Source organism: Williamsia muralis, assembly GCF_002735905.1.
GTDB lineage: Bacteria > Actinomycetota > Actinomycetes > Mycobacteriales > Mycobacteriaceae > Williamsia > Williamsia muralis_A.
The window spans coordinates 891,279-911,548 of the sequence record NZ_PEBD01000010.1; the positions used below are offsets into that span (position 1 = coordinate 891,279).

17 protein-coding genes are annotated in these 20,270 nt (G+C 65.0%); 5 read left to right on the forward strand and 12 right to left on the reverse strand.

Features of this window, described 5'->3' with window-relative positions:
• Positions 1-591: 591 nt before the first annotated feature.
• Positions 592-1,431 carry a glycosyltransferase gene (locus CSW57_RS17650; protein WP_223249403.1) on the forward strand — a complete coding sequence of 280 codons (840 nt, stop codon included), beginning with the start codon at positions 592-594 and terminating at the stop codon, positions 1,429-1,431.
• Between the two features lie 62 nt (positions 1,432-1,493).
• Positions 1,494-2,486 (forward strand): polysaccharide pyruvyl transferase family protein, encoded by a 993-nt coding sequence (locus tag CSW57_RS17655; protein WP_099383938.1) that lies wholly within the window; start codon positions 1,494-1,496, stop codon positions 2,484-2,486.
• Positions 2,487-2,518: 32 nt separating this feature from the next.
• On the opposite strand, the gene CSW57_RS17660 is transcribed toward CSW57_RS17655, so the two are convergent.
• On the reverse strand, positions 2,519-3,403 hold the full coding sequence (locus CSW57_RS17660; protein WP_099384578.1) for an esterase/lipase family protein: 885 nt from the start codon (positions 3,401-3,403) through the stop codon (positions 2,519-2,521).
• A gap of 146 nt (positions 3,404-3,549) precedes the next feature.
• Positions 3,550-4,416, reverse strand: a complete 867-nt coding sequence (locus CSW57_RS17665) for a glycosyltransferase (RefSeq protein ID WP_099383939.1) — start codon at positions 4,414-4,416, stop codon at positions 3,550-3,552.
• Positions 4,417-4,678: 262 nt separating this feature from the next.
• Between CSW57_RS17665 and CSW57_RS17670 the strand changes: the two genes are divergently transcribed.
• Positions 4,679-5,011 (forward strand): hypothetical protein, encoded by a 333-nt coding sequence (locus CSW57_RS17670; protein ID WP_099383940.1) that lies wholly within the window; start codon positions 4,679-4,681, stop codon positions 5,009-5,011.
• On the opposite strand, the gene CSW57_RS17675 is transcribed toward CSW57_RS17670, so the two are convergent.
• The 10 genes from CSW57_RS17675 to CSW57_RS17720 all read right to left on the reverse strand — a co-directional run bounded on the left by CSW57_RS17675 (position 5,004) and on the right by CSW57_RS17720 (position 18,709).
• Positions 5,004-5,750 (reverse strand): aspartate/glutamate racemase family protein, encoded by a 747-nt coding sequence (locus tag CSW57_RS17675; protein ID WP_099383941.1) that lies wholly within the window; start codon positions 5,748-5,750, stop codon positions 5,004-5,006. The genes CSW57_RS17670 and CSW57_RS17675 overlap by 8 nt on opposite strands.
• 100 nt (positions 5,751-5,850) lie before the next feature.
• Positions 5,851-7,413: an NCS1 family nucleobase:cation symporter-1 gene (locus CSW57_RS17680; RefSeq protein WP_099383942.1), complete on the reverse strand. Its 1,563-nt coding sequence runs from the start codon at positions 7,411-7,413 to the stop codon at positions 5,851-5,853.
• A 184-nt stretch (positions 7,414-7,597) separates the two neighbouring features.
• Positions 7,598-8,323, reverse strand: coding sequence for a GntR family transcriptional regulator (locus tag CSW57_RS17685; protein WP_099383943.1), 726 nt, complete (start codon positions 8,321-8,323; stop codon positions 7,598-7,600).
• 35 nt (positions 8,324-8,358) lie between these two features.
• On the reverse strand, positions 8,359-10,377 hold the full coding sequence (locus CSW57_RS17690; RefSeq protein WP_099383944.1) for an alpha/beta hydrolase family protein: 2,019 nt from the start codon (positions 10,375-10,377) through the stop codon (positions 8,359-8,361).
• Positions 10,374-12,179: an N-acetylglutaminylglutamine amidotransferase gene (locus CSW57_RS17695; protein ID WP_099383945.1), complete on the reverse strand. Its 1,806-nt coding sequence runs from the start codon at positions 12,177-12,179 to the stop codon at positions 10,374-10,376. Before CSW57_RS17695 ends, CSW57_RS17690 begins: the two co-directional genes overlap by 4 nt.
• A gap of 3 nt (positions 12,180-12,182) precedes the next feature.
• The gene (locus CSW57_RS17700; RefSeq protein ID WP_189339305.1) at positions 12,183-14,819 is read right to left on the reverse strand and encodes a carboxylate--amine ligase/circularly permuted type 2 ATP-grasp protein; all 2,637 of its coding nucleotides are present in this window, start codon (positions 14,817-14,819) and stop codon (positions 12,183-12,185) included.
• A 68-nt stretch (positions 14,820-14,887) separates the two neighbouring features.
• Positions 14,888-15,382 (reverse strand): hotdog fold domain-containing protein, encoded by a 495-nt coding sequence (locus CSW57_RS17705; protein WP_099383946.1) that lies wholly within the window; start codon positions 15,380-15,382, stop codon positions 14,888-14,890.
• Between the two features lie 24 nt (positions 15,383-15,406).
• On the reverse strand, positions 15,407-16,927 hold the full coding sequence (locus tag CSW57_RS17710) for a DUF4153 domain-containing protein (protein ID WP_099383947.1): 1,521 nt from the start codon (positions 16,925-16,927) through the stop codon (positions 15,407-15,409).
• A gap of 79 nt (positions 16,928-17,006) precedes the next feature.
• A complete protein-coding gene (locus CSW57_RS17715) occupies positions 17,007-17,996 on the reverse strand; it encodes a HAMP domain-containing sensor histidine kinase (protein ID WP_099383948.1) in 990 nt (329 codons plus the stop codon).
• Entirely contained in the window at positions 17,996-18,709 is a 714-nt protein-coding gene (locus CSW57_RS17720) for a response regulator transcription factor (protein WP_223249406.1), read from the reverse strand. The genes CSW57_RS17715 and CSW57_RS17720 overlap by 1 nt, the downstream gene beginning before the upstream one ends.
• Before the next feature lie 587 nt (positions 18,710-19,296).
• On the opposite strand from CSW57_RS17720, the gene rpsJ reads away from it, so the two are divergent.
• Together rpsJ and rplC are read left to right on the forward strand one after the other, a co-directional pair.
• Positions 19,297-19,602, forward strand: a complete 306-nt coding sequence (gene rpsJ / locus CSW57_RS17725) for a 30S ribosomal protein S10 (RefSeq protein WP_003938093.1) — start codon at positions 19,297-19,299, stop codon at positions 19,600-19,602.
• Between the two features lie 17 nt (positions 19,603-19,619).
• Positions 19,620-20,270, forward strand: a complete 651-nt coding sequence (gene rplC, locus CSW57_RS17730; protein WP_030164774.1) for a 50S ribosomal protein L3 — start codon at positions 19,620-19,622, stop codon at positions 20,268-20,270.

The window sequence follows — 20,270 nt, forward strand, 5'->3', positions numbered from 1 at the left end:
GGGGGTGTCGCCCCCCGCTCGGTCTGTCGGCTGAGCGTGGGCCGGTAGGGCGAGCGCTCCCGACGCTCGGCTCGCGAAACTCGCAGTCGCGTCCTCTGCAGACTGAGCTTGTGCCGGTAGGGCGAGCGCACCCTACGCGCGGCTCGCGAAACTCGCCGTCGCGTCCTCCGCAGACCGAGCGTGGGCCGGTAGGGCGAGCGAACCTTACGCGCGGCTCGCGAAACTCGCTCTTGCGACGTCTGCAGAGTGAGCTTTGGCCGGTACGGCGAGCGCACCCGACGCCCGGCTCGCGAAACTCGCCCTTGCACTATCTGCAGGGCGAGCTTTGGCCGGTACGGCGAGCGCACTCCTCGCTCGGCTCGCGAAACTCGCGCGCGATCTGCGGCGGCCGCGTCGATATCCGTACGTTCATACGAGCGTTAGGCGAAATGCGGGGCAATTACACGTGCATCCCCTAATCTCGTAAAGTGAGTCCCGACGCGCATTTGTTTTGCGCGCCGCTTTTCAAGAGATGCATGGCATGTGGAGCATTGTGCAGCCAATTGTCTATTGAGGTCGTCGAGGCGAGGGGGAGCTGTGTCCATTTCAGTGGTGATACCAGCATTCAACGAGGAAGTTTCGATCGGTCGGTGTCTGGACAATCTCGTCGAACAAATCGACGACATTGCGGAGATAGTTGTGGTCAATAACAATTCGACCGATAAAACAGCCGACGTAGTGGCCGCTCATCAAGCGACCGTCCAGAAGATCCGACTACTCGACGAGAGTCGTCAGGGGATCGTGCCCGCTCGCGACCGCGGGCTGGCGTCGGCCACGAGCGAGGTCATCGCACGGATCGACGCGGACACTATCGTCGAGCCGGGGTGGGCCGCTGCGATCGATACGTTCTTCGCGTCCGCGGGCCCCGAGTTCGGCGCGGCCGTGGGCCCGTTCACCCAGTACGACATGCCTCTTCAAGGGGTGCACCGCGCTCTGATGCGGATCGCGACCACGTCGCGGAAAGGGGAGGGTGAGGAGATCAAACAGTCTCCTGGCGTGTATGGGGCCAACATGGCGATTCGGCGCGAGGTGTGGGAGCAGATCGGGTCGCTGACCCATGACGAGCCGGGGATTTGGGAGGATCTGGACATCTCGATCGCGTTGGGTGCTGTCGGTCGGAAGATTGCCGTGATCGAGGGCATGCGGGTGCAGGTGTCCGGTCGGCGGATGCTGACGAGCCGAAAGTTGTACTGGCAGTTCACCCGGGGCGTTCCCCGGACATGGGAGCTGCACGGGGACCGGTCACGAGCCCGGGCGTCGTGGATCAATGTGTGGATCGCGCGGACGATGTATCTCGCGTTCTGGGTACCCACCCGTACGTACGATCCGGTGACGCGCAAGCACAGCATCAGGCGACTGTTCGCCGATCGAGAAGACCGGCCGATCGCCTGATACCGAAACCGTCCACTCCGGCGCCGCCCGAGGGGGCAGGCCCCTGACAGAAGGATGTCCGCGTGACGACAGTTGTAGACCAGATCGAACAGGAGACCGCAGACATTTTGCGGGCGGAGATCCCGGGTGATCGGGTGGCCGTTTTGGACTACCCCAATCACTTCAATTCCGGTGACCTCCTCATCTATCGCGGGCAACTGGCGTACCTCGACCGGCTGGGGATCGATCCCGCATATGTCTGTGCGACCCACACCTATGACCGCGCCGCCCTGTCGCGTCGACTGCCGACGGGCCCGCTGTTGTTGCAGGGTGGTGGGAATTTCGGGGACCGGTATGACCGATTCCAGCTATTTCGTGAACGGGTGATCGAAGAGAATCCTGACCGGAAAATCATCCAGATGCCGCAGACGATCGACTTTCTCGACAAATCTGCGCTGGAGCGTGCGCAGGCCGTGTACTCGCGGCATCGGGATCTGACACTGATGATCCGCGACAGGGTGGGCTGGGAGATGACCCGCGAATTATTTCCCGATAATCGGGTGGTTTACTGTCCCGACCTGGCATTTGGAGCCGGACCGCTGCCACCGGTAGGGAAACCGAGTCGCGACGTCGTGATGCTCAAACGTCGGGATCAAGAATCAATGCACGAGAAAGACGATGTCGGCCGGGCGTTTGCGGGTGTGCCGCGGACCGAGTGGCATGCATCGGTAGCGGACAACTTCAAGTGGTGGCCGGTCAGCCTGGTGAACTCGGCGATCCACAAGGTGCCGCGGGTCCGGGTGCGGGCCTATCCGTTCGCCCGGTGGGCGTTCGATTACCAGTGCGATCTGATCATCCGCAACGCGGTGGACATCCTGTCCGAGGGCAAGGTTGTGGTCACCGACCGGCTCCACGCAGCGGTCTTCTCGGTTCTGCTCGACAAGCCGGTGGTGATGGTGGACAACGCCAACAAGAAGATCTCGGCCATCTACCGGGACTATCTCGGATCTGCTCCCGGCACCCATCTCGCACGAGACTTCGACGAGGCCGCGCAGATCGTCACAACCCTGCTCTGACGTCTCTCCCGGCGCGGGTCATCGGTCTGGCATCAGGGGCACGGTGCCGGATGTGTCGGCGCATATCCCGGGTCGAGGGCGGCGAGGGTGATCCACACCGAACGTGGGCTGCTGGTGACCTCCATGTGGTCGGCCTCAGCGCTCTCGCAACCGTCCTGCACCCACACGTTCTTCACGGTCGCGCCCGGAACCGGCTTGAGGAACGAGTGCTCCGGTGGCGTCACCATAGTGTCCTGCTTGGTACCGACCGCCACGTAGTCGACCCCGGGACGGGTGTCCCCGCCGGCGGCCAGTTCGCGAAGGAACGGCGAGCCCGCCATCTGCTCGATGTACGAGGGCCCCACCGTTGCGGCGGCAAGCTTGACCACCGGGATTCCGAGCATCTCGGCGATCGCACCGAGCTGTTGATTGATGCTGAAGCTCGTTCCTTGGTTGGTGCCGGCAAGGCTGACCAGGGTGTGGACGATGTTGCGTTCAGGACGAACGGCATCGGAGCCACCGCCCGACTTCAGGTACGACCGCGCGACCAGTGCGCCTTGGGAGTGCCCGACCACATCGACCTGCGGTGCCCCGGTCGCGGTGCGTACGCGGGACACGAAATCGCCGAGACTGCGGGCCGACCGCTCGATGGTGTCGCCGCCGACGAGATCGAGGAGATTCTGGCGCGTGCCAGGCGCCCTTGTTCCGTAGTTGAGAGCGAAGACGCAGTACCCCTCGGCCTTGAGCGCCGGAGAAAGCGCCTTCCATGTCGTCGCCATATCGGCCCACGTCCCGTGGACCAGGACAACCGGACGGGGATGTGCCGCGCTGGGGTTACAGGACCAGTCATTGGCACCCTCGGGTGATTCGCCGGTAGCCGTCGGTGCAGGTGCACCCGTCGCAGGCGCTGCGAGTGCGGTCGACCCCAGCCACATCATTGCCACGCATACAAGGACGATTCGTCCCGTCAGCCATCGTCGATCCAGCGTTCGCAGCAAACCCAGCCCCTCATCCGATCGTAAAGTCTCAACTTCTCATTGAGAGTTTACGCGATGATGCCGGGATGCCACCAAACGCCAGGTGGTCAGGACGACGCGTACGGAAGGACCCGCGTCTTGTGTTTGGAGAACAGCTGTTTCAGCGAGTACCGGCCTTTGACCGGGTCCCAGGCGCGTGACGGCAACCAGAAGATGCGATGCAGCACCCGCATCGTCCGGACGTTGGCCACAGACCTGCGAGCTTGCTCGTGCATGCCGCGCGCCTCGTAGGTGGCGGGCATGTAGTCGGTGAACTTGCGGTACACCTCCACGCTGGAGAGCATGCGGCGCCCCGAGGCGCTGATGTCCATGCCTGGGACGAACACGCTGCGCTGGCCGACCTCGGTCACACACAACGTGATGTCGAGGTCGTCGAAGATTCCGTTCTGGTCGAGCAGGATCGGGCGGATCTGCTCCCAGGTTGTCCGACGGATTGCCATGTTCGCACCGAACAGCGACGGAAGGTCGCCGCCCTTTTTGTCGGCCGATTTCAGCGCGACGGTCAACAACTTCCTGTGCACCCATTGCAGGGGCATGTCGTATTGGTCGAAGAAGCCGGTGCCCGCACCGATTGTCTCGTCGGCAGTTGCGAAGAACTCGCGGACCGCGCGGGCCCAACCGGGTTTCGCTCTGGCGTCGGCGTCGATCCTTCCGATGATGTCGCCGGTCGCGCTGTCGAAACCTGCATTGCGCGCGGCGATGACGCCTGGCCGTTTCTCGGTGACGACACGCAATTGGGCGATGCGGTCGGTGAACCCGGCGACGATCTGCGGCGTCTCATCTGTGGAGTTGTTGTCGACGACGATGATCTCGTCGAGCTGGTCCAATTCGGTCATCAGGGACTCGAGTAGCCAACCGATCGAATCGGCTTCGTTGTACGCAGGAATGACCAGCGACAAGGTGGGGGAGGTCATGAATCAGGAGTATTACATGTCAATCCGGCAGTGGCGTCTGTTCATTCGCGAATGCAAACAAAAAGCAAAGCGCGAAATTGACCGTGACGCTCACTTATTTAGATCCTCGTGAAGTTCAGCGGCAACTCTGTCACCTGCAGTGATCAAGGTCATAAATAGACAAGGTGCCTGCGCAATGAACAGCCCATCCGACATTTCTGTGCGTGTGGCACCCTTAATCCACCTCGCCACCGGCGAGAGAAGAGCGAAAGCGGAGATCCTCGTGAGCGATACGATTTCGGCGTCCGAACGTCCGGCGGAAGCGGGTGTTCCCGCACTCTCCGTCATCGCGAAGACCGCGGCAAGTGTGCCGGATCGAGTGGCCGCGCAATACGGTGGAAGCCGTGTCACCTATGGACGCCTCCACATGGTCGTCGAGGAATATCGCTTGTTGACCGCTGAGCTCGGTCTCGACGACAACGCAGCGGTGTATGCGGCCGTGATGCACACTCTTCCCGGCCTCGGCGTGATCGACGATCCGTATGAGATGGCGGGTGTGGTCACCGCATTGCTCTCGCGCATCGTCGACACGGACCTCACGCCGTCGATCAACTGATCGCACCACGCCCGAAAGGCTCGAGCAGGCCGTTGTAGACCTTCGGGATCGGCGGTGCGAGCTCGCCCGTGTTCCGGGGTCGCAGACTCATGGTGACCAATGACTGGACCAATAAGGTGCCCGCGGCAACTCCGTCGACAACAGGAATGCCGATCTTGGCGCTGATGACCTGTGCGAGATCGGCCATACCGGCACAACCCAAGACGATCGCGTCGCTGCCGTCCGTTTCGGCGGCCGAACGGCACGCGTCCACCAGGATGCCTGCGGTGTCCGGATTGGTCTCGAGTTCGAGCACCGGGATCTCGCACGCGTGGATGCCGCGGCAGCGGCCAGCGAGTCCGTACCGTTCGGCGAGCTCCTCGGCGCGACCGATCGTTCTGCCCAACGTGGTGACCACCGAGAAGGTGCGACCGAGCAACGACGCGGCGTGCATCGCGGCTTCGGCGATACCGACCACGGGAACGGAGGCCACTTCGCGGGCTGCATCGAGTCCGGGGTCGCCGAAGCAGGCCAGCACGTAGGCGTCGGCGGGATGCTCGCTGCGCTCACTGCGCACAATTGCCTCGATGACGCCGGGAACGGACAAGGCCTCGTCGTAGTGCGACTCGATCGAGGCGGGCCCCATCGAGGACGTGACGCCGACGATCTCGGTTTCCGGCGCCGCCACCGACCGCGCCGCGGCCGCGATCTGCTCGGTCATCGACACGGTCGTATTGGGGTTTATGACGCTGATACGCACGACAACCAGTATTCCTGTCCCGGCACGAGGACCGCCCGGGTGACCGGCTGCCGACGCAGCCGGTCACCCGCGATCGAAGGATTGGATCGGTTCGACCCGGTCAGATGGCGGGTGCCTCGGACGACTCGGTCGCCGGGGTCCGTGTGCCATAGATCAGCTCGGTGGGAAGCAACTTCATACCCAGCATGTAGATGACGAATCCGATTGCCGCACCGATGAACCAGGTGAAGCTGGCCTGGTAGCTGGTGCCCCAGATGACCACGCCGATGGGGACCAGCGCCGCGACGATGGTCGCCACCACCGCAACCGGGTTCACGCCTCCGCGGAAGTAGTACATCGAGTTCTCGTTCATCGTGAACAGGTCGTCCACCTCGATTCTCTGTTTCTTGATGAGGTAGAAGTCGGCGATCAGGATCCCGAACAGTGGCCCGATGACCGCGCCCAGGGTGTCGAGTGTGTAGTGGATGGCGTCGGGATTGTTGTACAGGTTCCACGGGGTGATGAGGATGGAACCGACCGCCGCGATCATTCCGCCTGCTCGCCAGGTGATCTTGGTCGGCGCCACATTCGAGAAGTCGAATGCGGGGGAGACGAAGTTGGCGACGATGTTGATCCCGATGGTCGCGATGGCGAATGTCAGCACACCCAGGACGGCAGCAGTGGTGTTGTCGATCTTGTCGACGATGTGCACCGGATCGGTGATGATGTTGCCCGCGTCGTCCGTACCGATCACCGTGGCGCCCGCGGACACGGTGCACACCACCAGGATCGAGAAGAACAAGAAGTTGACCGGCAGTCCCCAGAAGTTGCCCTTCTTGACCTCGCTGTAGGACTTGCCGTAGCGGGAGAAGTCGCCGAAGTTGAGCATCGGGCCCGAGAAGTACGACACCACAAGGGCGATGGCACTGATCAGAGCGGTGATCGATGCCCACCCTGTTTTGCTGGGGCCGACCGACAGATCGAAACTGACGTTGTCCCAGCCGGCCTTCCAGATGAGGTAGCCGGCGAGGATGACCATGACCACATAGACCGCGGGCCCGCAGAAGTCGATGAACTTACGGATGGTCTCCATGCCGTTCCAGAAGACGATCGCCTGCAGGACCCACATGAGCATGAAGCCGGCCCAGCCGAGTGGCGACAGACCGAGGAAGGCCATGTCGCCACTCTCGCTGTACTTCTCGAGTGACGGCCAGAACTTGAGAGCGAGGAGACCGAACGCCACCGAGGCGAGATAGGTCTGGATCCCGTACCAGGCCACTGCGATCAGACCGCGGATGATGGCCGGGATGTTGGCGCCGCGGACACCGAAGGCAACGCGGGTCGTCACCGGATAGGGCACGCCCGCCTGCTGGGACGGTTTGGCGACGAGATTGCAGAGCAGGTTGACGATCACGATGCCGATCACCAGGGCAACCAAGACCTGCCACGCGGCGATGCCCAGCGCAAACAGGCTGCCCGCGAAGACATATCCACCGACGCTGTGCACATCGGACATCCAGAACGCGAAGATGTTGTACCAGGTCCACGTCTGGTGGCGCAGTGGCGCTAGATCCTCATTGGTGAGGCGCTGGTCGTAACCGAGCTTGATGACGCTCTCGCCCGCTGCATTGTTGTGATTGGTCGGTATCTCGGGTTCAGAACCTGGAGTCTTGACGTTTGTCATGGGCGGCATCCTCGAGTCGTTTCGAACCGTTTCGGAGTTCCTGTGCGGCTGAGAAAAACCTAAGTTCGCCGTGTTGCACCCTGATTACGTACGTGACAAATCGGCCGGGACAACGCCAGGGAATGCGATATATTCTGCGAGCACCGACCGAAAACGCTCTGGTAGAGCGCCAATTGCGGGCGAATCAGCGAACCGGTGGTTGATCCTCACGAGCCACGTTCAGCTCGGCGGCGGTCTCGATGATCACCGATTCGAGCCGGCGATGGTGGGCCTGTGCGATCGAGATCAAGCCGTCCGCGTCACGCCTGGCCATGGCGTCGATCATCTTCTCGTGGTCGCTGTGCAGTTGCAGCTGGGTGGGCCCGGTCGCGCGCTGCATCACCTGGAACGGTTCGGTGATGTCCCATGTGGAGTCGAACATGTTGAGCAGGCGAAGCATGCCGCACGGCGCCGCGAGTGCTCGATGGAACAGACGCGAATGCACGTGGTACGCGCGCCTGTCGCCGGCGATGGTCGCTTCCTGCAGTGCCTCGTGCTGTCTGCGTGCGCGGTCCAGGTCGTCGTCGGTGGCCAGCTCGCATGCTCGGCTCAGGGCGGCCTGCTCGAGGACACCCCGGACGAAGTAGATCTCTTTCAACTCGGTGAGGGTGAGCTGCGCGACGAAGTAACCTCCGCCGGTCTGATGGCCCACGAGGCCTTCGCCGATCAAGGTCTTGAGCGCCTCACGCACCGGGATCGCGCTGATACCGAACAGATCTGCCACCTCACCGACCGGGATGGCGGTACCCGGCGCTGCGCTGCCGTCGAGGATCACCCGCCGCAGATCGCCAAGCACACTCGCCTGCGCCGACCCCGAGCGCTCGCCGCTCAGGTACGAGACCAACGGTGGCTGCGACTGGTGTGTGGACACGGTTTCCTCTGTGACGGGTGGCTAGCGGCTACCGGCTACCGGCTATCGGTGCCGGGTGAGCCGGGTGTGGCGAATGCGTCGAGCACCCAGTCTCGCAGGGCCTCGGTGAGCACACGCTGATTGTCCCGTTTCACGATTTCGTGCCCCTCGTCGGGGAAGAGGATCAGATCGGCCTTCTGCCCGTGTGCGCGAGCGGACTCGACGACCTGCTCGGATTCACTGACCGGGACGTTGGTGTCGTGTCGGCCATGGATCACCAGCAGCGGCGCACGTAGCTCGGAGATGCGATGAATGGGCGACAGGTCGCGCAACAGTTCCCGGTCGGCGTCGGGATGTCCGTACTTCGTGTAGGCGGCCACCGCGATCCATGGTTCGGTGTTCTCGTAGAACGACTGAAGGTCGCTCATCCCGCAGATCGCCACGCCGGCCGCGAACGTCTCGGCGTGGAAGGTCAGACATGCCAAGGTGAGGTATCCGCCATACGACCTTCCCGCACAAGCGATCCGGCTCGGGTCGGCATAACCTTCGCGGATGAGGAAAGCCGCGCAGTCCGCGGCATCGTTGATCCCGGCATATCTGCCGTACCGGTCGTCCGCGTGGGCGAACAGCCGGCCAGAACCTCCCGAGCCGCGCACGTTCGCCGCGAGGACGGTGATGCCTGCCTCGAGTAGGGCGGGGAACAAGAAGCTGTAGTCGGGCCGGGCCTGGGCTTCGGGTCCGCCGTGGAAGTAGATGAGTGCCGGTTGTGCGCCGGAGCCCCCATCCTGGCCCGCCCGCCGCGCACGAGCGGCCCGGGACGCCGACTCATCCGGGTGATAGAGCCAGCCAGACAACGGCATCCCGTCGCGGGCGAAGAACTCGACGTGGTCGGGCTGGTTTGTGCCGCGGTGATCCGTGGCGCTGTGGTTGTTGGCGGCATCGGGGTGGTCAAGAGGAGTCCAATGCGCCTCACGCCAGTTCACCAGACCCACCTCGGGAGGGAGGTCGGGTCCCTGCACGGTCATCGCGATCAGGGAACCCGTTGTACTGATCGACAATTCGCTGACGACCGCACCGGGCAACTCGATTGGTGGGTGCAGCGTGCGGTCGGGCAACGTCATCACCTGTAACTCGCTGCGGCCCTTGTTGTTCCACAGGATGGCCAGGGTGCTCTGGTCGTAGCTGAGCGCGAACTCGTCCAAGCCGCAGTCCGGCCGCTCGGCGATGACCGCGAACCGGATACCCTCCCGCGCGGACTCGATACCGAGCAGTCGGGGGAACTTGGCGTCGAAGTCGCTGCGCACCAAAGCCTGCACGCTGTCGAGGTCCTTGTGAAGCTTCGGCAGGCCGAGGCCGGGGAAGAGCAGGGACGAGTGCTGGTAGCCCTGGTCGAGAATCACACCCCGGTCGGTCGTCGCCCCGGTGTCGTTGGGGAGCAGCGGGGTGATGGTCGTGGCGTGCGGATCGGACTGCGCCGAACGCCGATTGTCTCTGCGCAGCAGCAACATGTCCCGATACCCGCGTGGTCCCACCCGCAGCAGGGCGGCGTCCTTCCACGAATCGACCAAGTGCCCACCCACCCGGGCATCGAGGTCGATGACGTACTGCGACAGAGGATCGGCGATGAGAGCGTGGGCGGTTCCGTCGGCCTCGGTCGCGGTGAGTTGCACCCGGTTCACGTCCCACCCGATCAGCTCGACCGTCGCGTAGTCGTCGGCGGCCGCCACCCGGTGGGCGGCGGTGTCGTGGGGATCGGTGGTCACCACCCACACCTGATGGTGTTCGCCGCCTCCGGGCGCGACCTCGCACGCCAGCCAGTGCCCGTCCGCGGAGTGGATCAGTGTGCGTACCGGCCCGGTGCACGGCAGATCGACCATCCGCAGCGGTCCGGCGCCCGCCCTGCTGAGAGATCGCTGCACTGCCCGCGGGTACCCAGTGCCGTCGTCCAGGATGTAGGCGAGCGCCTTTCCTCCCGGCGACACCGACGCACCGTAGCTGTGGCGCTGACGGGTGTCGTCCGAAGTCGTCGCAGCCGACGTGCCCTGCGCAGAGCTGCCTGTGACCGCCGGTGTCACCTCGACCCCGGCGCGCCTGTCATCGACTCCATGGTTTGTAGCCACATCTCCAGCATGGCTACCTGCCACAGCGCGTTCGAGCCCAGGGTGGTGCGAGTCCGATTCGGGGCAGCCAGCAGCGCGGCGACGGCGTCGTCTTCGTACAACGCCCGACGACGCGCCGACTCGGCGCGCAAGGTGTCCTGGACCAGGTCGAGGACTCCACCGTCGAGGTGGCGGATGCCGGGGACAGGGAAGTACCCTTTCGTGCGGTCGATGACCTCAGCAGGCAACAGGGCGCGGCTGGCCTCCTTGAGTACCCCTTTGCCGCCGTGCGCCAGTTTGAGCCCCGGTGGGCACGTGGCCGCGAGTTCGACGAACTCGTGATCGAGAAAGGGGACGCGACCTTCCAGACCCCACGCCATGGTCATCGAGTCGACGCGTTTGACCGGGTCGTCCACCAGCATCACGGTGGTGTCGAGCCGTAGGGCCGCGTCTACGGCTGTGGCGGCGCCCGGGGCGTTCTGATGCTCGGAGGCGAACTGCCAACTGGGGTCGTGTTCCAGGCGATAGTCGCTGCGCAACAACGTGTTCAGCTCGTGGTGTGAACGGTCGAAGAACACCGAGGCGTAGGCCTTCGTGACATCTTCACGCGGAGTGTTCTCAAGAGGCGGATACCAGTCGTAGCCGCCGAGGATCTCGTCGGCGCCCTGTCCCGACTGCACCACCTTGATCGACTTGCTGACCTCCTGGGACAACAGGTAGAACGCCACACAGTCGTGGCTGACCATCGGCTCGCTCATCGCGGCGACGGTACCTCCGATGGCGGGGAGCAGACGGTCGGTGCCGATGTGGATCTTGTGGTGGTCGGTTTTGAACGTGCTCGCGATGAGGTCGGAGTATTCGTATTCGTCGCCGGATTCTCCACCGGCCGAGTCGAATCCGATGCTGAACGTCGCGAGGTCGCGCTGTCCCTGCTCGGCGAGCAGCGCGACGACCAGCGACGAGTCGATACCGCCCGAGAGCAGCACGCCGACCGGGACGTCGGCGACCATCCGCCGGCGAACCGCCACCCGCAGGGAGTCGATCAGGGCTTTGCCCCATTGCGCTTCGTCCCAGTCCGCGCGATCCGGATGAGGCTCGAAAACCGGTTCCCAGTACCGCTTCTCGGTGGACGTGCCATCAGCCCTGATGGTGCGAACCGTGGCGGGCGGCAACTTGCGGACACCGGCATACATGGTGTGCGGCGCGGGCACCACCGAATGGAACGTGAAGTAGTGGTGCAACGCGACGCGGTCGATCGAGGTGTCGACGCCTCCGGCGCGCAGCAGTGCCGGGATGGACGATGCGAAGCGCAGCCGCGACGCTGTCTCGCTGATGTACAGGGGTTTGATGCCGAGGCGGTCGCGGGCCAGCGTCAGCTCACCGGTGTCGGTGTTGACGATCGCGAACGCGAACATGCCCTTGAAATGCTGGACGCAGTCGGCGCCCCAGCGATGGAACGCCTTGAGGATCACCTCACTGTCGGCGGTCGAGAAGAAGGAGTAGCCGTGGCCCGTGAGTTCATCGCGCAGCTCGCGATAGTTGTAGATGCAGCCGTTGAACACCAGCGACAGACCCAGAGCGGTGTCGACCATGGGTTGTGCACCTCGGCCGGAGAGGTCGATGATCTCCAGTCGCCGGTGTCCGAGGGCCACGTTGCGGTGGAGGTAGGCACCCTCGCCGTCGGGTCCGCGGGCGGTCATCGTCTCGGTCATGGCTGCGACGGCCGCGAGGTCGGGCCGCTCGCCGCCCCAGGTGATCTCCCCGCTGATGCCGCACATTCGCTACCGCCTCTCGGTTGGGGTCTGCGGGCACGCATGGTCCCGCGACGATCCGCTGAGAATCCACGTGTCCTTGCCGCCTCCGCCACGGGAAGAGTTGACGATCATGCTGCCCGAGGGGGCGACCCTGGTGAGGGCCGCCGGCGCCATGTGGGCCGAGACGTTGCCGTCCCCGTCGGCCCGTAGATGAACGAACGCACGGAGGTCCACGTGGTGCGGGTAGAGCCCCTGGCCGTCGAATGTCGGGTGGGTGGACAACCGGACAACGTCTTGTGCGACAAACCTTTCCGGGTGCCCGATCAGGTCTTTGCGCCGCTCGGCCAGCTCCTGTTCGCTGGCCTCGGGTCCGATCATCACCCCTGAGCCGCCGAGGCCGTCGATCGGTTTGACGACCATCTCGTCCAGGCGGGAGAGCACGTGGTCGCGCTGATCGCGCTCGGCACACAGCCAGGTGGGGATCTGGTCGATGGCCGGCTCCTCACCCAGGTAGTACCGGATCATCGCCGGGACGAATGCGTACACGGCCTTGTCGTCGGCGATGCCGTTGCCGAGCGCGTTGGCGATCGCGAGCGTTCCGGCTCCGAGCGCGCGGAGGAACGGGTGCCGCAGGGGTGCACCATCGGATCCTGTCGACGAGAGCAGCATGTCTTCGTCCATGCGGGCGTAGATGACGCTGAGCGGCACGTCCTTACCGTGGATCCGCGCCACGATCCGGTTACCGTCACCACGTAGGTCGCCGGTGTCCACCACGGCCAGCCCCGCGCGTTCGGCGATCATCGTGTGCTCGAACCACGCCGAGTCCTCCCACCCGGCGCTGAGGACCACGATCGCGCCGTTCGGATCGCCGCGTGGTGGACGCGCGGCGCCCAGGGTCTCGGCGATCATCTGCGGCATGGTGTCGACCGGCAGGATCTCGTCGTGACACCTGATCTCGCCGAGGAACCGCGTCATCAGAGCGCGGTTTGAGATCGCGTAGGCGACGCCCGAGGGCACCCGCAGGTTGTCCTCCAGGACACAGAACTCGCCCGGTCCGGTCGACACCAGATCGGTCCCGCTGATGTGGGTCCGAACCCGTTGCCACCGTGGGGCATTGCCTGCACTTCGGTACCCAGGGGCCCGGTCCAGGATCTCCGGCGGGATGACGCCCTCGGAGATGATCTCCTGGTCGCCGTAGACGTCCAGGAGGAAGGCGTTGAGGGCGAGCGCGCGCTGTCGCAGCCCCTTCGACACCCGCTCCCAGGTGTCGGCCTCGATGATCCGGGGCGCCGCGTCGAGTGAGAAAATCTGTGCTCGGTTCTGGCCGCTGACCCGGAAGGTCATCCCGCCCGCGCTCTGCTCGCTCTCCATGTGGTGTTGCCGGTTACGCAGGGTGACCGGGCCCAGGGTGGTCAGCGTGTCGAGGACCCCGCGGTAGGCGCGCCGTACCCGGCCGTCGGCGTCGAACACCTCGTCGTAGAAATCGGGTTGGGGGTTGTCGTGGCGTGCGGCGTAGCTGTGGAGCATCGGGTTGGCGGGATCGGCGACGGTCGGCGGGGGTGGGGCGGCCCCGGCGGTCTCGGTGATCAGACTGTCCACCACGTCCGACAGATGTCCACGCCGCCGCAGCGCACGTCGTTGCCTGGCTGACGAGCTGCCGACCCCGATCGCCTGGTCGATGAGCTCGGTCACGGTCTCCCAGTCGCCGCAGGACTCCAGTTCCGGCTGCAGCATCGACGCCAGTTCGCGCACCATGTCCTCGGCCGGACGCGGTTTGGCGGCGACCATGTCGACGAGGTCTCCCTCCAAGCCGGACCGCGCAGCCTGCCACAGCGCCGCCCGATAGATCGTGGGTGACACCTCGACGCCGGGTTCGCCGTGGGCCATGGCGGTGATCTCGTGCTGCACCAGTGCCCGGAACAGGCCGGCGACGAGTGCGACGGTGTCGACGGATGGACAGCTGTCGCAGACCCTGAGTTCGAGTGTCGGCTGCCTCGCCGAGGGCCGCACGTCGTAATAGACCATTCCCGGGTCGGTGATGACCCCGGTGTCGATCAAGCGTTGGATCTCTGCGTCGTAGTGAGCGGCGGAATCGAGACGGAGAAACGGGCCGGTGGTGGGCCAACGTTGCCAGACGAGTGTGCGTGAGCTGGCATAGCCGGTGTCGGTGCCGTCGGCCCAGAACGGTGAACTCGCGGACAGCGCCAGCAAGGTCGGCACGTGTGGCGACAGTCGCCACGCGACCTGGACCGCCTGGTCGCGATCGGCGACATCGACGTGGACCTGGGTTCCGCAGATGAGCTGTTCCCGGGCGAGAAGTTGGTAGTCGGCCAGCATCTGGCGGTAGCGCGGGGTCTCGGTGACCTGGAGTTCGGTGGGGACCGCCAGTGGCATGGCGCCCGCGGCCACCACTCCGATCCCGAGTTCGCGGGCCGTGTCCGCCAAGACCGCACGGTGCTCACGCAGATCATCACGCAACGACGAGAGCCTGCTGAACACAGCGCTGTTCACCTCGATGACGCAGCGCTGCAACTCCTCCACATAGCCACCCGTATGCGGCAGGGCCTCGAGCAGTTCAGGTGCTCGTGGAGTCAACCGGCGGGTGCGGAGATCAACGAGGTGGAACTCCTCTTCCACCCCGATATTTCTCGGCTGACCGTTCATTTGAGAAGCCTAAGACCAATTTCGGCAGTCGGCACGGCGACGGAACGCCAGAAGCGGTCACCCGAGGTTCATGACGGCGTCACCCAAGTGGTGATGGTGCAGTGGACCACTTCGACGCCGTCGTGGTCGGTGATCGTGATGTCCACCGGCACCTCGCATCCCTCGGTCAATTCCGCGAAGTCGACGGGCTCGGACAGTGTCGCGACCGCATGCAGACCGGTGGTGGCCTTGGCGAGGTAGCGACTCTCCATCCCTTTCGGGATCCAGCGGTGCGTGCTGGGCACGGTGGCCTCCATCAGCATTCCCATAGCGACCTCGGCGAGATTGCACGCCGCGATGGCGTGGAACGTACCGAGGTGGTTGTGGACGCCGAACCACTTCGGCGCGACGACCTCGCATCTGCCGGGTTCCATCGTCTTCACGAACGGGACGATGGTCGCGAAGTAGGGGACCCGCACACACATCCCGATCGAGAACAGCACCGAGCCCAGCCGCCCTGCGGGGAGCTTCTGACGGAAACGATGGGTGGGGCTGCTTCGAGGGGGCTGGACGGGAGATGTCATGACGGCATCTTACCGGCGAGTAAGTTAGCGGGGCGCGCAGCTGACCGGGGCAGCGACAGAACCTGGCTCGCGGCGTACAAGTGCTTCGCGCGCCTCGTGTCGTCCCACATTGAATGCCGTGGGTCCGTGTTCGTCCGCAAGGTCGCGCCCGATGCCACGCAGGACGCACTCGTGGAGGTCGACGGGCAGCCCCAGCAGCGCTTCGGTGGCATCGGGGGACAGGTTCGCCAGGTAGGTCAGGTCGACCTTGCCGGTTCGCTCGAAGCGGTCGACGTTGGCCTGCGCGATTTGTTCGTCCGGGTTGTAGGCCGCGAACGACAATGCGGCGACGATGGTGAGAAACCCCAGAGCTCTTGGCAATTGGCGGGTGCCGAGGCCGGCGCCGGCAATGACCAGGGCAACGAGGACGGCTCCGAGCCACAGCTCTGTTGCCATCACACCCACGCGCAGCCGGGTGGCGCCGAAGGTGTCCATGTAGAGGTTCATCCGGTGCAACGCCGAGGCCACGACGGCAAGCGCCGCGATGCAGAGTCCGCCGAGGATCGTCCGCATCAGTACCCGCCCGGCGGACGTGCTGCGGTCCGCGCGTTGCCAGGCGATCGACACGACCAGGATGGTGAGCGCCGTGACGGCGAAGAGTTGCCAGAATCCGGTGCGCGCGTAGTCCGCGTAGGTCAGTCCCGCCGTCTCCTGCACGTAGTCGTCGCCACCGAACATCGCCCGTGCCTGGGTGATCAGAAAGACGATGTACAAGACGAGCACGGTGCCGGTGGGAACGGCCCACATCCACGGCTCGGCCGACGTGCGCGGCGACCGGTCCGCCAGACGTGGTCGGGCGTAGCGCAGGTAGATCCCGATCGCGGTGGCTCCTCCGATGACAAGACCGATGACGACACTGGGGCCCACCTCGGTGTCGCCGACGTCCGGCAACACAGTGCTCAGCAACGACTCGAACGTCGCGTCGGCGCCGGCGAACAGGGCGCCGAACACCACCAAGAGCACCACTGTCACCACCGCCACCTGGATCATGGCCCCCAGGTTCTTCACCGGACGGTCCCGTGCGCCGTCGGCGATTCCGCGCCCCAGCCACGCGGCAGTCGGGATGAGGGCGACGATCGGCGCGACGACGGCTGCGGCCATCTCGCGAATGGACTGGGCACCGACAACGAGCGTCCCCGTGGCCAGGATCGCGATGGCCGTGCAGACTGCGGCCAGCCATCCGGCGCTGCGCCATCCCGAGACGAGTAGTAGCGCAACGATGCCGGCGGCGGTGATCAGCTCGGTCACGGTGGGCCGCTCGGGCGACGCGGCGAAGACGGCTGCCAGCACCGCGACGCCGGTCAGTGCGATGCCGATCCCGATCGCGTCGGTCGGCACCAAGCCCATCGCCAGAACGATGGTGATGGCAACTGCCACAACAACTTTCAGTGGTGCAGTCCCAGGCAACGCCGTGGAGAGCGTGACCCGGTGGATCTTGGCCGGTTCCTTGGTCAGCACCACCGATTGGTAAGCCTGAGGAGCATCCGAACTGTGGGTCTTGGGCATGGGTGTAGCACCTCTCGGAGACGATGGAGCAAAAATGGTGCCGCGATCTGCGGCGATGCTGTGCGCGTTCGAGCAGTCGTCAGTCGGCGGGCACGAGCGGTAGACGGATCCGGATCCGGCAGCCCTCAGGGACGTCGACCACACCGATGTCGCCGGCGTGCAGTGTGATCACCCACTGGGCAATGGCCAGACCCAGACCTGTTCCGCCGTCGCGTGATCCCCCTCGACTGAACCGCTCGAAGATGCGCAGCCGCTCGGCGGGCGCGATACCCGGGCCCCGGTCGGCCACGTCGATGACAACCACCTCGCCCTCCCGCCAGGCACTGACCTCCACGACGCCGCCGGGCGGGGAGTGGCGGGCCGCGTTGTCGAGAAGATTGGCGAGCACCTGATGCAGACGACCCTCGTCGGCGTGGACGTGTAGCGCCGCCGCGACGTCGATCGCAAACGAGATGTCGCCCGGTGAGCGAAGCCGGCATTCGGCGACGGCGGTCTCGGCGAAGCATGCGATATCGATGCGCTGGTGGTCTAGCTGGGCGACGCCGCCTTCGATCCGGGACAGATCCAGCAACTCGGTGATCAGCCGCCCCAGCCGGTCCGTCTGCGAGAGCGCCAGTTCGAGGGTCTCCTGGTCCGGCGTCCGTACCCCGTCGACCATGTTCTCCAACACTGCGTGCAGTGCGGCGACCGGTGTACGTAACTCGTGGGCGACATTCCCGGTGACCTCGCGGCGATAGCGGTCCTCGCCGGCGAGGTCATCGGCCATCTGATTGAAAGCAGTTGCCAGCGTGCCTATTTCGTCGCGGGACGTCGCTCGGACGCGGGCGGTGTAGTCGCCGCGGGACATCCGGCGCACCGCCCCCGTCATCTCGCGCAGCGGAGACGTCATCCCGTGGGCGAGCACAAACGTGACGACTATCGCGACGAGCAGTGCCATCAGCAAGGCGTACCGGAACTGCCACTGCGCGGTGATCCAGAAGGACACGCTGGAGGTGAACAGTGCGCAACCGACCACAACCGCGGTCTTGAACTTGAACGAGTGCAGCGGGTCCAGCGGCCGGGGCAGCATCACGGCGGTCCCTCGGTTCCCGACACCGCGCGGACCTCGAGTGCGTAGCCGATGCCGTGCACGGTCCGGATCCGAGACGAACCCACCTTCTTGCGGAGGGAACGGATGTGGCTGTCGACCGTGCGGGTCTCTCCGGCGGCGGGCCAGTGCCAGACCGCGTCGAGCAGCTGTTCCCGACTGAGCACGGCGCCGGGGTGGCGGACCAGGAACGCCAGGAGGTCGAACTCGGTGCGGGTGAGATGTACCTCGTGCCCTTCGACCGTCACCTGCCGGGCGGCCTCGTCGATGCGCAGACCGTCCCTCACCTCGCCGGCCGGATCCGGTGCCGCGGGCTCGGCGGCAGAGTCGGCGAACGGGCCGTAGCGTTCGGCACGTCGGAGCAGAGCGCGGGTGCGCGCCACGAGCTCGCGCATGGAGAACGGCTTGGCCAAGTAGTCGTCGGCGCCCACTCCCAGTCCGATGACGAGGTCGGTCTCGCCGGAGCGGGCGGTGAGCATCAGTACCGGGGTCGCCATATGTGCCTGGATCCGCCGGCAGACCTCCAGGCCGTCCATCCCCGGAAGCATCAGATCGAGGATCACCGCATCCGGATTGGTGCTGCGATGAGCGTCGATCGCAGCAGGCCCCGTGTCGGCCGTGGTCACCGCGAAGCCCTCCGCGCCCAGGCGGTCCGCGATCGACTGACGGATCAGTGGCTCGTCGTCGACGACCAGCACCGATGGCGTCTGCGGGTGTGGGGTCATGACTGCGACGGTAGTGCTCCGATGTCCGCACCCTGCGCAGATGTTGTGAAGAGTCTGCGAAGGTTTTGTGCGGAGAATGCGCGGTCGTGACGGCAGGGTCGTGACCTGGGCCGGGGCAATTTGGACCTGGGCCGGATCTATTGCATACTTGTCGGGTTGCCTTGATCGGCAGCGCGGCCCTGTATGTCTGTCGTCTGTGCGTGCGAACGTCCAGACCAGGTGACAGGCCCCCGTCGATCAGAGAGCATCACCGGACGAACTAAGCGGTCACGAACTGGTTCGAGCTTCCGTTGTGGTGCACAACAAGCAAGTACGACCCGCGTCCACCTGGACGCACACCGGCACCACGGGTTCTGCGCATGCGCAGAGGTATGTGTAGCGAATGCGACACGCCCGACTGCGTGGACCGGACGGGCCTGCGGAAGCAGGCACTGAACAACGACAGATGAACAGCGTCGATCACCACCGCAAGGTTCTGGTCACGGGGATGCGACTACACAGTTGCGTCGTTCGAGGTGTTCATCTGTGCAGCCGAAATTGACGGAAGAGGACACAGCGTGGCGGGACAAAAGATCCGCATCCGGCTCAAGGCCTACGACCATGAGGCGATCGACGCGTCGGCGCGCAAGATCGTGGAGACCGTGACCCGTACGGGTGCACGTGTGGTCGGCCCTGTGCCGTTGCCCACCGAAAAGAACGTGTATTGCGTCATCCGCTCGCCGCACAAGTACAAAGACTCGCGCGAGCATTTCGAGATGCGTACACACAAGCGACTGATCGACATCCTCGACCCGACGCCGAAGACCGTTGACGCCTTGATGCGCATCGATCTGCCGGCGAGCGTCGACGTCAACATCCAGTGAGTGGCGGGAATCATCAGATGACTCAAAGAAATGTGAAGGGAATCCTGGGCACGAAGCTCGGGATGACCCAGGTCTTCGACGAAGACAACCGGGTGATCCCGGTGACCGTCGTCAAGGCCGGACCCAACGTGGTCACCCAGATCCGCACCGAAGAGACCGACGGTTACACCGCCGTGCAGCTCGCCTACGGTGCCATCGACCCGCGCAAGGTCACCAAGCCTGTCGCCGGTCAGTTCGCCAAGGCCGGGGTCACCCCGCGCCGGCACCTGACCGAGATCCGCGTCCACGACGTGTCCGACTACACCGTCGGACAGGAACTGACCGCCGAGATCTTCGCCGACGGAGCACTGGTCGACGTGACCGGTACTTCCAAGGGCAAGGGCTTCGCCGGTGTCATGAAGCGCCACGGCTTCAAGGGCCTGGGCGCCAGCCACGGCGTGCACCGCGTGCACCGCGCTCCCGGTTCCATCGGTGGCTGCGCCACCCCCGGTCGCGTGTTCAAGGGCATGCGGATGGCCGGACGGATGGGCAACGACAAGGTCACCACGCAGAACCTGAAGGTCCACAAGGTGGACGCCGAATCGGGCCTCCTGCTGATCAAGGGAGCAATCCCCGGTCGCAAGGGCGCGGTTGTCATCGTTCGCGACGCAATGAAGGGTGGTGCATAG